The 14,362-nt window shown below is 34.0% G+C and carries 14 protein-coding genes; 11 read left to right on the forward strand and 3 right to left on the reverse strand.

Annotated features, from left to right (window positions below):
• Window positions 1-14: 14 nt before the first annotated feature.
• From pseI to IC621_RS17055, 10 genes are all read left to right on the forward strand, one after another.
• Entirely contained in the window at window positions 15-1,064 is a 1,050-nt protein-coding gene (gene pseI / locus IC621_RS17010) for a pseudaminic acid synthase (protein ID WP_191159619.1), read from the forward strand.
• A 36-nt stretch (window positions 1,065-1,100) separates the two neighbouring features.
• Entirely contained in the window at window positions 1,101-1,883 is a 783-nt protein-coding gene (locus tag IC621_RS17015; protein WP_191159621.1) for an AAC(3) family N-acetyltransferase, read from the forward strand.
• Between the two features lie 131 nt (window positions 1,884-2,014).
• Entirely contained in the window at window positions 2,015-3,274 is a 1,260-nt protein-coding gene (locus IC621_RS17020) for a DUF4910 domain-containing protein (protein WP_224752611.1), read from the forward strand.
• 29 nt (window positions 3,275-3,303) lie between these two features.
• The gene (locus tag IC621_RS17025; protein WP_191159625.1) at window positions 3,304-3,549 is read left to right on the forward strand and encodes an acyl carrier protein; all 246 of its coding nucleotides are present in this window, start codon (window positions 3,304-3,306) and stop codon (window positions 3,547-3,549) included.
• A gap of 27 nt (window positions 3,550-3,576) precedes the next feature.
• Window positions 3,577-5,013: an AMP-binding protein gene (locus IC621_RS17030; RefSeq protein ID WP_191159627.1), complete on the forward strand. Its 1,437-nt coding sequence runs from the start codon at window positions 3,577-3,579 to the stop codon at window positions 5,011-5,013.
• A 3-nt stretch (window positions 5,014-5,016) separates the two neighbouring features.
• The gene (locus tag IC621_RS17035; protein WP_191159629.1) at window positions 5,017-6,801 is read left to right on the forward strand and encodes an HAD-IIIC family phosphatase; all 1,785 of its coding nucleotides are present in this window, start codon (window positions 5,017-5,019) and stop codon (window positions 6,799-6,801) included.
• Complete coding sequence (locus tag IC621_RS17040) at window positions 6,798-7,028, forward strand: acyl carrier protein (RefSeq protein WP_191159631.1); 231 nt, start codon at window positions 6,798-6,800, stop codon at window positions 7,026-7,028. Before IC621_RS17035 ends, IC621_RS17040 begins: the two co-directional genes overlap by 4 nt.
• A gap of 227 nt (window positions 7,029-7,255) precedes the next feature.
• On the forward strand, window positions 7,256-8,539 hold the full coding sequence (locus IC621_RS17045) for a glycosyltransferase family 2 protein (RefSeq protein ID WP_191159633.1): 1,284 nt from the start codon (window positions 7,256-7,258) through the stop codon (window positions 8,537-8,539).
• A 173-nt stretch (window positions 8,540-8,712) separates the two neighbouring features.
• Window positions 8,713-8,865, forward strand: coding sequence for a hypothetical protein (locus IC621_RS17050; RefSeq protein ID WP_191159635.1), 153 nt, complete (start codon window positions 8,713-8,715; stop codon window positions 8,863-8,865).
• Window positions 8,843-9,637, forward strand: a complete 795-nt coding sequence (locus IC621_RS17055; protein WP_191159637.1) for a PHP domain-containing protein — start codon at window positions 8,843-8,845, stop codon at window positions 9,635-9,637. Before IC621_RS17050 ends, IC621_RS17055 begins: the two co-directional genes overlap by 23 nt.
• A gap of 238 nt (window positions 9,638-9,875) precedes the next feature.
• Here IC621_RS17055 and sat read toward each other — a convergent pair whose 3' ends face one another.
• The 3 genes from sat to galU all read right to left on the reverse strand — a co-directional run bounded on the left by sat (window position 9,876) and on the right by galU (window position 12,883).
• On the reverse strand, window positions 9,876-11,015 hold the full coding sequence (gene sat, locus IC621_RS17060) for a sulfate adenylyltransferase (protein ID WP_191159639.1): 1,140 nt from the start codon (window positions 11,013-11,015) through the stop codon (window positions 9,876-9,878).
• Between the two features lie 6 nt (window positions 11,016-11,021).
• Window positions 11,022-11,651: an adenylyl-sulfate kinase gene (cysC, locus tag IC621_RS17065; protein WP_191159641.1), complete on the reverse strand. Its 630-nt coding sequence runs from the start codon at window positions 11,649-11,651 to the stop codon at window positions 11,022-11,024.
• A gap of 344 nt (window positions 11,652-11,995) precedes the next feature.
• Complete coding sequence (gene galU, locus IC621_RS17070) at window positions 11,996-12,883, reverse strand: UTP--glucose-1-phosphate uridylyltransferase GalU (RefSeq protein WP_191159643.1); 888 nt, start codon at window positions 12,881-12,883, stop codon at window positions 11,996-11,998.
• 666 nt (window positions 12,884-13,549) lie between these two features.
• On the opposite strand from galU, the gene IC621_RS17075 reads away from it, so the two are divergent.
• Window positions 13,550-14,314: a sulfite exporter TauE/SafE family protein gene (locus IC621_RS17075; RefSeq protein ID WP_191159645.1), complete on the forward strand. Its 765-nt coding sequence runs from the start codon at window positions 13,550-13,552 to the stop codon at window positions 14,312-14,314.
• Window positions 14,315-14,362: the final 48 nt, after the last annotated feature.

A 14,362-nucleotide genomic window follows, 5' to 3' on the forward strand; every position in this document is an offset into this window, starting at 1 on the left:
GGAGGTTCATAACCTTGAAATCTTTTGCAGTCGAAAATGCGGTTATCGGTAAGAATAATAGACCGTTTATTATAGCAGAAATGTCTGGTAATCATAATCACTCACTGGAAAGAGCTTTAGCGATTGTTGAAGCTGCTGCCAATGCTGGCGTAAGTGCGCTTAAGCTGCAAACATATACTGCGGATACGATGACGTTAGATATGGATACAAAAGAATTTTTTATAGACGACCCCGAGAATTTATGGAAAGGAAATTCACTTTACAAGCTGTATAAACAAGCTTATACGCCATGGGAATGGCATGAACCAATTTTTAAGCGCTGCAGAGAATTAAATATCATCCCATTTAGTACACCATTTGATGAAACAGCTGTAGACTTTCTTGAGAAATTAAATGTCCCCCTTTATAAAATAGCCTCTTTTGAAAACAACGATCTTCCACTAATCCAAAAAGTTGCATCAACCGGAAAACCGCTGATTATTTCCACAGGAATGGCACATGCAGCTGAAATCGATGAGACTGTTCGAGCGGCTCGAGAAGCAGGTTGTAAGAATTTAGTCTTATTAAAATGCACAAGTACTTATCCTGCAACCGCAGAAAACACCAATATCATCACAATTCCACATATGAGAGAATTATATAACTGTCAAGTTGGACTATCAGATCATACGATGGGCAATGGCGTAGCAGTTGCAAGTGTCGCTTTAGGTGCCACAGTCATTGAGAAACATTTTACCCTGTCACGTGCTGATGGCGGAGTTGATTCAGCTTTCTCAATGGAACCATCTGAGATGAAGTCTCTTGTAATAGAAGTTGAAAGGGCGTGGCAATCAATAGGTCAGGTGTCATATGGTCCAACAGCTAAGGAAAGGGCTTCTTTAAAACATCGCCGTTCGCTGTATGTAGCAGAGGATATGAAAGCTGGTGAAATTTTTACAAAAGAAAACCTGAGGGCAATCCGGCCAGGAAATGGTTTACCTCCAAAATATTTTGATGTCCTATTAGGAAAACAAGTAAAACACAACGTAAAAAAAGGTACTCCTGTTAGCTGGGATTTACTATGATACAAAAACTTGCATGTGGGGAAGAGGAAACTTTTTATGTCTGAATATGTTAGCTACCTTAAGATCGTAGACCATTTAGATATACAAGAGGGAGATACTGTTTTAATTGGCTCTGATATAACCCTTTTAGCTTTTTATGCTATGAGGAATGGAGAAAAATTAGATTTAAATTTGTTCATTAACAGTATGATAAAAAAAATCGGACAAAGCGGAACATTATTATTTCCTACGTTCAATTGGGATTTTTGTTCGGGTAAAGTATTTGATTATAACAAAACACCTTCTGAAACAGGTGCACTTACAAATGTTGCTTTAAAAAGGAACGATTTTACTCGCACAAAACATCCTATCTATTCTTTTGCAGTTTGGGGAAATGATCAGAACATGCTGTTTGAGATGGATAATAAGAGTTCGTTTGGACCAGATTCACCTTTCGCTTACCTGCACCATAACAAGGCAAAAATGTTAACAATCGGCCAAGGACCTCAATATTCATTTACTTTTGGGCATTATGTAGAAGAAAGTGAGAAAGTTAGTTATAGGTATATGAAAGACTTCACAGGTGACTATATTGATCATAAAGGAAATATAGATCAAAGAACTTATTCAATGTATGTGAGGGATATTAAAAAAGGAGTAGTTACAAATCTAAATCCTATCAGAGAAGAAATGGGAAAAAAAGGAGTGTCGACTTTAAAACAGATAAACAATGTGAATTTTTATTTAATAGATTTATATAATGCTTACAGTGTAATACAAGATGACATTCAAAATAATCAAGCGAAAAAATTATATATCATTGAAAAAAAGCAAGCTTAATATTTGCTTCGTTTGTTTTGATTATTAGCATTTTCGAATCCAGCAATTTATTACAGCAACAAACCTTGCAATAAAGGCCAAATTTTTAATGCATGGGGGTGCAATATAACATGCTGCAAGAAGGAGAGAAAATGCACCAATTAATGAAGAAGTTATACCCAATTTGCCGAAGCATAACTGGAGATGGGGTTAGGGAAACATTAAGAATCATTCAAGAAGTGATCCCATTGAAAATAAACGAAGTCCCTTCAGGCACAAAGGTATTTGATTGGGAGATCCCTAAGGAATGGAATATTAGAGATGCTTATATACTTGATGAAGATGGGAATAGAGTCGTTGATTTTAAGAAAAATAACTTACATGTGATAAGTTATTCTATTCCGGTGGATAAAGTGGTAACACTTGAAGAGTTACAAAATCATTTATATTCACTTGAAGATCAGCCAGATGCCATTCCATATATTACTTCATATTATAAAGAGCGCTGGGGATTTTGTATTAGCCATAATCAAAGGAAGAAGCTAAAAGAAGGTAAATATCGGGTGTATATAGATAGCGAACTAAAAGAAGGCAGCCTAACCTATGGTGAGCTTATCATTCCAGGAGAATGTGAAGAAGAAATTTTCTTATCTACTTATGTCTGCCATCCTTCAATGGCTAATAATGAATTATCAGGACCAGTTCTGACAACGTATTTAGCGAAATGGATAATAAGCCGTCCTAGAAAATATACATTACGGATTATTTTTATTCCAGAAACAATCGGATCCATCACTTATCTCAGTAGAAATCTTGCAGAAATGAAGAAGAATATTATCGCGGGCTATAATATCTCATGCGTTGGCGATGAACGTGGGTATTCTTATCTTTCTTCCAGAGACGGAAATACACTAGCCGATCGGGTAGCAATAAATATCCTTACATTTAATAAGTTAGATTTTATAACTTATTCATTTTTAGAACGCGGCAGTGATGAAAGGCAATATTGCAGTCCAGGTATTGATTTACCAGTTGCAAGTATTATGAGGTCAAAGTTCGGTGAATATCCGGAGTACCACACCTCACTAGATAATTTGGAGCTAGTAACAGCAGCGGGTTTGCAAGGGAGTTTAGACATTTATAAACAATGTATTGAATTAATTGAGAGAAATGAAACTTATAAAGTTAATTGTTTTGGAGAACCCCAATTGGGAAAGAGAGGCTTATATCCGACACTAAGTACAAAAGAATCAGGCAGAATAGTAAGGGATATGATGAACTTTTTAGCATATGCAGATGGAGAGAAGGATTTAGTTGAAATTAGTCAATTAATTCATGTACCTGTTTGGGAGCTTTTCCCAATAATTGATAAACTTTATCAGAATGACTTAATCTCGAAAATGAATACCTAAAGAGGAATTAAGGTTTGGAGGTTACCTGAATGGAAGGAAAGCTTAAACTTATATTTTCAGAGACATTAGGAATCGATGAAAGCAATATTAAGGATGACTTAAGGTTTAACAGTATACCTGAGTGGGATTCCTTAGCACATATTTCATTAGTAGCTGAGATTGAAGAGAAATTTAAAATTACCTTTGAAGCAGAAGATATTATGGAGATGACTAGTTTTGCGGAAGCAAAAGCAATATTGAAAAAGCTCGGGGTGAATAATCCTCCTATGAACTAGCAAAGTAGGAGAGAGGAGGAAGATAATTTGAATCTTTGGAAAATTTCATCAAAAATAAAAAGTCAAGTTGCTGTGATTGAAGATAAAAGGAATAGCAAGACTGAATACACTTACTCACAGCTTGCCCAATTTATTAGCAAATTTGGCCAAATAAATTTTGATGAGATGCCAAGAAGGTTAGGGTTTATCTATTGTAAAAATAACATGGCAACCCTTATATCTTATTTAGCCGCATTAAATAAGAAACAAGTGATTTGTTTATTAGATTCTACTATTAATGAGGTGCTGAACGAAAAGCTAATAAAATTATATGAACCAGACTGGATATGGGCGCCAGATGATTTAATCATAAACAACTTTCAAAATTCTTATAATGAGTTAGGATACTGCTTTCGTTTAAACATGAAAAAGAAAAGATTAGCAAGGAGCTTTTCTCCAGAATTAGCTGTGTTGCTTCCAACTTCAGGAACAACTGGCAGCCCTAAAATGGTCCGCTTGTCTTACCAAAATTTACAGGCGAATGCTGAATCAATATCAACTTATTTAAATATACTCTCATCACACCGAGCCATCACCACCTTACCCCTGCAATATTCGTACGGTTTATCTATTATTAACAGCCATTTAATAAAGGGTGCTTCGTTAGTACTGACAGAAAAAAGTGTCGTAAAAAAGCAATTTTGGGATTTGTTTAATCGATATAAAGTAACTTCATTTGCTGGTGTTCCATTTACTTATGAAATATTAAATAAAATTGGTTTTCTAGAAAAGGATTATTCTTCATTGCAAATGATGACACAGGCTGGGGGCAGATTAGATACTAATTTAAAAAAGAAATTTCAAAAAGCTTTGAGTGCAAAGAATATCGATTTTTTTGTCATGTATGGACAAACGGAAGCTACAGCGCGTATTAGTTACGTACCCCCAAATCAATTAAGTGAAAAAATTGATTCTATCGGAATTCCTATTCCAAACGGAAAATTAGACATTGACTCAGAAACAAGTGAATTAATCTATACGGGTCCGAATGTAATGCTTGGTTATGCAGAGTCTTGGCAGGATTTAATAAAAGAAGACGAATTAAAAGGGAACTTGAAAACTGGAGACCTAGCCATATGTGACGAAGACGGGTTTTATTATATAGTTGGCAGAAAAAAAAGATTTATTAAGCTATTTGGTTTAAGGATTAACCTAGATGATATCGAAAGGTTTATCGAATCGAATTTCAAGATAACCGTCTATAGTGTGGGAAATGATGAGAAAGTTGCGATCGTTGGCAATGCAATAAAAGATGCGGATGCAATAAAAAATTTAATCTCAAAAACATACAAAATCCCAATAAAAGTAGTTCAAGTATTGAATATAGATGGTGAAATACCACGACTTTCAAACGGGAAAGTTGATTACAATCAGTTATGGGAGAAGGTTCAGGCAAATCAATCGAATTTAGAAGGGAGCAGTTAAAGCTTGAATGAACATTTTGACTATCCTTTGGATACTGCCTACTTACTTCGAAAAAAAAGGTCTTTGAAGAAAGAACTATTAAAAAAAGATCATTTTATTCATAAAAAAATAGCGGTACTTGGAGGTTCGACAACAGCAGAAATTAAGGAGATGTTGGAGCTTTTTCTGTTAAATGAAGAGATTAAGCCTCAATTTTATGAATCAGACTACAATAAATATTTTGAAGAAATTATGTTTAGTGATGAACTAAAAGCATTTAATCCAGATATCATCTTTATTCACACTTCCTTTAAAAACATTTTAAATTCCCCTGAAATTCATGATGATAACAAGCAAATTCAAGACAAATTAGAAAAGGAATTTGACCACTACAAATCTTTATGGGAAAAAGCAATCTCCGATCATAACTGCATCGTGATTCAAAATAATTTTGAATATCCTAGAAACAGAAGCTTGGGAAATTTAGATACTGTCAATTATAACGGGTTAACCTATTTTATTAATAAATTAAATCTCATGTTTTCCGAGTATATTCAGGACAATCCACAAGTTTTAATAAACGATATTAATTATTTATCGTCCTGGATTGGACTTGATAAATGGCATGATATGTCATTTTGGTATCATTTTAAATATTCGTTATCACATCATGCGATACCCTATTTAGCAAAAAATTTGTCAATTATTATTAGATCCGTTTTTGGAAAATCAAAGAAATGCTTAGTTTTGGATCTAGATAATACACTATGGGGCGGAATTATTGGTGATGATGGGGTTGATCAGATAAAAATCGGCAAAGAAACAGCTTTAGCTGAGGGTTATACAGGTTTTCAGAAGTATATAAAAGAATTAACTCACAGAGGGATTACTCTTGCAATTGCTTCCAAAAATGAATACGAAAATGCAATCGAAGGGTTAAATCATCCAGAGATGACTTTAAATAAAGAGAATTTTTCATGTATAAAGGCGAATTGGGAGCCTAAGTTTATTAATATAGATAAAATCGCTCAAGAAATCAACATTGGAATAGACAGTTTGGTTTTTATTGATGATAATCCTGCTGAACGCGATATTGTAAAATCTCAATTACCATTAGTGGCTGTTCCAAATATTGGCGAAGATGCTGCGAAGTTTATTGATTATATTGATCGAAACGGTTATTTTGAACCAATAAAAATTTCTAAGGAAGATATGTACAGAAACAAATACTATGAAGCTAATAAAAAGAGAGAAACCGAAAAAGCGAAATTTAACAATTATAATGAATTTTTACAATCCTTAAACATGATTGCTGAGATTAATTCTTTTCAATCAATTTACCTTGAAAGAATTGCACAGCTAACGAATAAAACAAATCAATTTAATCTGACTACAAGAAGGTATTCTCCTTCTGAGATTGAGCAGATAAGTAACTCCAAAAGTAAAGTAACTCTTTATGGAAGACTGAAAGATAAGTATGGGGATAACGGCCTCATTTCAGTAGTAATAGGGGATATAAGAGGAAAAGACCTGCATATTGATTTATGGCTTATGAGCTGCAGAGTATTGAAAAGAGATATGGAAAAAGCGATGTTTGATGCGATCGTTGAAGAAAGTAAGAAACGAGAAATCAAAAAAATTTATGGGTATTATTATAAAACAGCAAAAAATAACATGGTAATAGATCACTATCAAAAATTAGGTTTTGAAGCTGTTGAAGAAGCTGAAGATCGAAGTAAATGGGTGATTGAGGTTAGTAACGTAAAAGAAAAGAAAAATAAATTCATAGCAAGGGGGAAGTATGAATGATTCTTGAGAAGTTACAGGAAATATTTAGGGATATTCTAGATGATGAGAAATTAGTTATTACCGAGCATACAACACGTGACGATCTAGAAGGGTGGGATTCTTTAGGAACAGTAAGTATTATAGCCGCTGTTAGTGAAGAATTTAATATAAAGATAGGAATTAATGAAATCGACATGTTTAAAGATGTCAATTCTATTGTTAGTTTAATTAAGAAAAAGATGGAATAAAAGGATGAAAATAAAGTGACGTCCTCGGCAAAAGAAAAAAAAGCAAAGGTCGACACTTTTTTATTATTTAAATCATCATATTTATAAGAGTTTGGATAAGACAAGTACAAGGGGCAGAAATCAACAAGTAAATGATGTAATACTATGTAATTTCAATTTTTCATTTCCCATGTTGCTGGCGAAGTAAGTTAAAAGTGTGAAAGACAATCAAAAGGTGGTTACCCGATATGCCAAAGGTGACGGTTATTTTAACGAGCTACAATAAACCCAAAACCATAGGCGATTCGATAAAAAGTGTCATTTCCCAAACATTTAAGGATTGGGAGCTTTTTATTATGGATGATGCTTCAAATAGAGACACACTAAAGGTCATAGAGTCCTATCTAAACGACCAAAGAATTCATTACTATAATAGCCAGATAAATGACAATGAACGTTATAAAACAACAAGATATGCAGCTTTAATCAATCAAGCAATTTCTCTTTCTACAGGTGAGTATATTTCTTATTTAACAGATGATACGACTTATTTGCCTAACCGGCTGGAAGTAATGGTTCAATTTTTAGACTCGAATCCAAATGTTGATATTGTTTATTCAAAGCAAAAGGTAAAAATGGTTGATAACCAGCTTAATACAGTGTCAGAAAGTATTCGTCATACAAAAGGAGTTTTAAAGCAGCCTCAAAATATTGTGGATCATTGCTCAGTCATGCATAGAAGGAGTATTGCGAAAAAGGTCTATGATAAATATGGGGGTTATTGGGATGAACACCCAGTAAATTGGCACAATGGCGATGCAGCTTTTTGGAAAAGGCTCGTTCATTTCAAATCATTTTATCCGATTGAAGAGGTTTTGGATATTAGTTTAAAAGGGCCGAATTCTTTTCAAAAAATGAATGCCTATTTGCCTGAGAAAATTCCAAATGGAACTTTGGTTAAGGGACTTTTAAACAAAGTTTATTTAATAGAAGGGCAAATTCGTAGAGAAATTACTGAGGAAATGTTGAAAATATTAAAATATCACAAACAATCAATTGTTACGATACCTGATCCTATTTTATATAAACATACTGAAGGTGTAAAAATTGATGAATCGGTATTTATGGATCCGGAAAAATTTCCAAATCAAAAATTAGTTCAAATAGGTGAAGATGACTCAATCTATTATCTTCAAAACAAACAAAGACGAGTCATTATGAATAAAAAAGCTTTAAAAAGATATTACTTTTCTGAGAAGGAAATTATTCAAGTTCCCCAATCTTTTTTTAATAATTTACCTGAAGGTCCTCCGATTTACCCTAATTTAGTCGAAACCGCTATCTTACCTGATCGTCTTGTATGTAAGATAGGGAATAAATATTATTTAAGTAACGATAACACGTTCCATGCGATTCATCTAAAAGTAATGAAAAAACTAAAACTGCCCACTAATAAAGTAATCCAAATTAACAAGCGGGAATTCACTAAGTTTACAATTGGAAAACCATTTGAATGGATATATAAATCTTAAACCTTTGAAGAACTTACTAGTTTAAAATATAATAATAAAGTTGAATTTACAAATCGTAATCAAAGTAAATACTATAATTTTGACTTGGCTGATACAATAAAAAATGAAATGATTTGCCATGCCATTAAAACTTAATTCTATGGATAATGAATCTTGAATAAGAGATTAAATAGATGGAAAAGGTTATCCCAAAAATATTAATATCCTTTGGAAGAGAGAGCATTGAAAGATTTATTTTGAAAACTATTAGTGGGAAAACCGGTTTTTATTCATCTTCTAGACACATTAAAGGGGAGAAGCTGATTGGAAATAAAAAAAATCATTGAGAACGGCAGATTTGATCTGCATCTACACACAACCTCTTCTGACGGTAGTTTTTCGCCGAGAGAAGTTGTAAGTATGGCTGCACAAAAAGGAATAACTACGATTGCCATTACGGATCATGATACAACCGATGGAATTCAAGAGGCTATACAAGCAGGAAAAGAATTAGATGTAACCGTTATACCAGGTATTGAATTAAGTACTAAATATAAAGGAATTAGCGTCGATATTTTAGGTTACTATATTCACCAATCAAAGGAGTTATCTGATGTTATCAGGAAAATGAGAGAACATCGTTTTAACCGGTCGGAATTGATTGTAAACAAATTTTGTGAATTGGGGATGACTATTACTCCAGCTGATGTTCAAAAATATAGTAAAGGAGAAGTAATTGCCAGGCCCCATATTGCTAAAGCAGTGGTAGATAAAGGTTATGCCAGTACTACTCAAGAAGTATTTGATCTTTATTTAGGTGATGGCAAACCTTGTGCAGTGGATAAAATGGTTCTCTCACCTCAAGATGGAATAAACTTGATTCACAACGCGGGCGGGGCAGCCGTTCTAGCACATCCTTTACTTATTCAAGATGATACAATTGTGGAAGAGTTAATGCAGCTTTCTTTTGATGGCATTGAAATATGGCATCGAAAACATCGGCCAGAAGACATTGTCAGATATAAAAGACTAGCAAATAAGTATAATAAACTGATGACAGGCGGCTCAGACTTCCATAATGAAGAGCATACAATAGGGGAGTTTGGATTCGAACGATAACTATGAAAGAGCTGTTTTCTATTGAAACAGCTCTTTTGCCTAGTTTCACAAAAAATATTAAAAATGAATGTGTCAAAGAGGCTTATTATGGTTAAGCTCTAGACGCTATCGGCTACAGGTCATTAGTCAATCCTTCCAAAAGGTTAAATAACAATCTTTTTACCGTCTCGACCAAATGGATGTCGCCAAAGGACTAGCGTTATCCGAAAAATTGCACCGTCATCTTGCGCTTTTTTTATTAAGAATTTTTTAACCCATTAATTAAGATTTCAATTACTTCGGGTCGACTAAACTCTGGAGGTGGGGTAATCCCATTACGCAGCATTTCTCGGACTTTTGTTCCTGATAGATGTAAATGGTCTTTCTTGTCATGGGGACATGTTTTACTAGAAGCCATACTATTGCATTTTGTGCAATAAAAGCTATGTTCAAAAGAAAGAATGGTGATGCCAATCTCTTCAAAACTGAATTGTTTAAAAATTTTTTGTGAATCATAGGTACCATAATAATTGCCTACTCCAGCATGATCTCTTCCAACGATAAAATGAGTGCAGCCATAGTTTTTTCTGACAAGGGCATGAAAAATAGCTTCTTTTGGCCCGGCGTACCTCATGGCCGCGAGAAATATACCTAGATAGACTCGGTCACCCGGATAATAGTTTTTTAATAACGCTTCATAACTATTCATGCGAATATTAGCGGGAATATCATCCGATTTTGTTTCACCAACTAAAGGGTTTAAAAACAAGCCATCAACCATTTCTAGTGCTGTCTTTTGGATATATTCATGCGCTCTGTGCACTGGATTTCTTGTTTGGAAACCTACAATTGTATGCCAATTCTTCTTTGCGAATTCTTTTCTAGTTTCCATTGGCGTCTTATAGTATTGGCCAAATTCGGGATTTTTTGGTGGAATCCTCGTTAAGATAATTGATCCAGCTGCATATACATTTGGACGTTCTAAGAGTTTTTTGACTCCAGGATGATTTGGGTCAGTTGTTTGAAACACTTTTTTTGCTTCCTCTTTTTTATTAGGTGAATACAGTTCTTGCAGCTCCAATACCCCATAAGTTTCTTTTTCATATGTTAGCTTCACCTTTTCCCCTATTTTTAGTTTCTTAGCAGTTTCTTCTGGAACAGGAAGAGTAATGGGGATGCTCCAAATAATTCCATTTGCTAATCTCATATTCTCGAGTACAGATTCATAGTCTTCTTTTCTTAGAAAGCCGGCAAGTGGGCTGTATGCTCCATTCGCAATTAATTCTAGGTCAGATAGTGCCATTGCATCTAGTTCAATTTCATAAGTAATGACAGATACGTTGTACTCTAAATCAATTAAATTGACTAACTTACCTCCATGAGGAATACTTAATGTCAAAATTAATCACTCCCTTGTGTTTGGAATAATATGAACTTTATTGAAAAGGTAATCTGCAATAGTTTTAACAGAATCTTCAATAGACAATTTAGTTGTATCAATGATAATTTCTGGGTTTTGCGGTTCTTCATAAGGCTGATCAATTCCAGTAAACTGTTTTATTTCCCCTTTTCTAACCTTTTTATAAAGTCCTTTCGGATCCCTCATTTCACACTCTTTGATTGAACACTTTACATAAACTTCAATAAATTCATTTGGTTCATATAGTGCTCTGGCGTTTAAACGCTCTTTTTCAAAAGGAGAAATAAGCGCAGCAAGTACAACGATTCCAGCATCAACAAACAGCTTGCCTATTTCAGCCGTTCTCCTTATATTTTCTTGCCTGTCCTTTGCAGTGAAAGTAAGATTTCTATTAATACCATGGCGAAGGTTATCCCCATCTAATAAATAAACATTGATTTTTTTTTTGAATAGCTCATGCTGCAGGGCATTGGAAATTGTGGACTTTCCTGATCCTGATAGCCCCGTAAACCAAATCATGACACTTTTATGGCCATTTTGTTTTTGCCGATCTTCTTTTCTTATCGATGAACGATGCCAAATAATATTTGTATCGGGCCCATCATTATTATTCAAGATCCCATTCTCCTTTCAATATTCTTAAACCTATTAAAATCGTCACAATTAGTCTATGAATCGGTCAATTTAATGGAAACGGCATATACAGAAAACAAGTATAAAGCCTATCTCATACGTTGATTAGTCTAGAAAATCGAGATTTTAAGAGGTTCATTTTTCATTATTAAATTTGGTTTAGATTTTTAAGGGTGTAAAGGAATTATCTAATAGTAAGAAAACCGCCTTCAAGAGAGAAGCACGGTTAAACATATGGCTATGAAATTTCTTATCCCGCTCTTAACGGGCAGAAAAACGCCAGCTTCAATCTTCAGGATAACTGCCCATAACGGCCGGAAAATACTTTATCCCCCTAACCTCTCTTTTTTAATCACTGCTTTTAAATATTTTAAAACATCGTCCCTAAGGTCGGGTCTTTGTAAAGCAATGTCCAATGTCGCGCGAATAAAGCCTATCTTATTTCCAACGTCATAACGTATGCCATCAAATTGGTACGCTAATACTTTTTGAGATTGATTCATGATGTTAATAGCGTCTGTTAGTTGAATTTCTCCCCCTGAACCCGGAGGCAAATCTTTTAAAATATCGAAAATGTCTGGGCTTAGAATATAACGTCCCATTATAGCTAAGTTAGAGGGTGCTGCTTTTTTTTCTGGCTTTTCAACCAGTGTTTCAATATGGATCACTTTCCCTCCTATTTCACTACTTTTCGGTTTAACTATTCCATATTTTGATACATCTTCCTGATCAACTGTTTGTACTCCTACTATGGGTGAATGATAACTGTTAAAAACGTCAATCAGTTGCTTCAAACACGGTTTTGGTGACATGATAATGTCATCTCCTAGTAAAACAGCAAAAGGTTCATTACCAATAAAATTTCTGGCACAATAAATGGCATTTCCTAATCCTCTAGCTTCTTTCTGGCGAATATAATGGATATTTGTTAGATTTGATATTTTTTGAACCCAATTAAGCATTTCGGTTTTGTTTTTCTTTAAAAGGGTTTCTTCTAATTCATAGGATTTATCAAAGTGATCCTCTATTATATGCTTGCCGCGGCTGCTAATAATAATAATATCTTCTATCCCAGATTCGATAGCTTCTTCTACAATATATTGAATGGCTGGTTTATCTACGATAGGGATCATTTCTTTCGACAATGCCTTGGTTGCGGGAAGCAATCTAGTTCCAAGTCCCCCAGCAGGAATAACAGCTTTGCGAATTTCCATTCTATCCCTCCTTTACAATAAAACTTTTTTTATTATTTGTATTTAACATATGTAATAAAACTAATAACTGTATAAAAGGTTTGCCTATTATCAAATCAAAATTTATATCAATAGAAGAATTTAGGTATGCTTTAGCTAGTTTTCATTCGTTTTTTCAAAGTTCAAACCCTCCTATTTAAAGGAAGTTGGCTGAAAACTTTTGCTCAGAGGAACACTGGAGAAATTGGATGAGACTGTTAAACAAAACAAAGTCCTATTACTAGGTTCATTAGCAAAATATTGGCCTTATTTGAGAAATGCTTATGATTTCTTATCGTACATTAGGATAAAAACCTACTATCATCCGGTGTTTAACGCATCTTTTTTTTCACTATTTTCTTAATTTCCTCAATGAAAAGTGGAACTCTGCATGAAGTGAATATGTATATAATCAATTTTCTTTATATAAGTCCAAACACTTTGAGGTGAGCGGAATATAAATACATTAGTTTTCTGATTAGGGAAGTTTCCCAATTAATCACGCTAAGGAGGATCAAAAATCATTTAGGTCATTATACATGTGAATGATTTAACTCTTTTTCAATCCATTAAACAATTTAAGATCAAACTATTTAACGAACGATGGCCCTTATTTTAAAACGGAAGTTATTTGAGGTGTGTAAAGGAATGAGTCTTGAAATTATATTGATGGGTTTTTTAGTTGGGGGATTAGTAGGAATGACCGGAGTTGGGGGAGCTTCTATACTTACACCCATATTAGTATTTTTGGGAATTAATCCTGCAGTAGCTATTGGTACAGACTTCGCATACAATTCTATAACTAAATTATTTGGGGCGGTCCAGCACATTAGACAAAAAACTGTTGATTTTCAACTGGTTAAATTTTTAGCTATCGGAAGTATCCCAGTAGCTATTCTAGCAAATCTCCTTTTTTATTATTTTTTTTCTAGTCATTATCATGAAGATTTAATCGTCCTATTGCTCGGCTATGTTCTAATTTTGGTTTCCGTCATTACACTTGTTCAATTTTTTATTAGACCGAATTCAATTAATTATTGGAAAATGAAGTCGTTAAAGGATAAACGTCATATCACGATCATTGCAGGGATGATCATAGGGGCGATTGTAGGGATCACTTCAGTTGGATCTGGGAGTTTATTTGCTTTGTTTATCCTATATTTTTATAATTTAAAATCTTCGGAGGTAGTAGGTACAGACATTACCCACGCTTTCTTACTTGTTACACTTGTAGGCCTTCTTATGGCTGGATTAGGGCACATTGATTATTTTTTAGTAGGTAATCTTTTATGTGGGTCGATTCCAGGAGCGATTATTGGAAGTAAGCTAACGGAAAAAGTCCCTTCAAATGTCCTGAGGTTCATTATTGTTACAGTTATATTAATTAGTGGAATGACACTAATTTTAAAGTGACAGGAAATGATTCTTCAATTTTTACCCGAAATCAAAAAAGCTTAAGAA

It is taken from the genome of Metabacillus arenae (genome assembly GCF_014773385.1).
Classification (GTDB): domain Bacteria; phylum Bacillota; class Bacilli; order Bacillales; family Bacillaceae; genus Metabacillus_D; species Metabacillus_D arenae.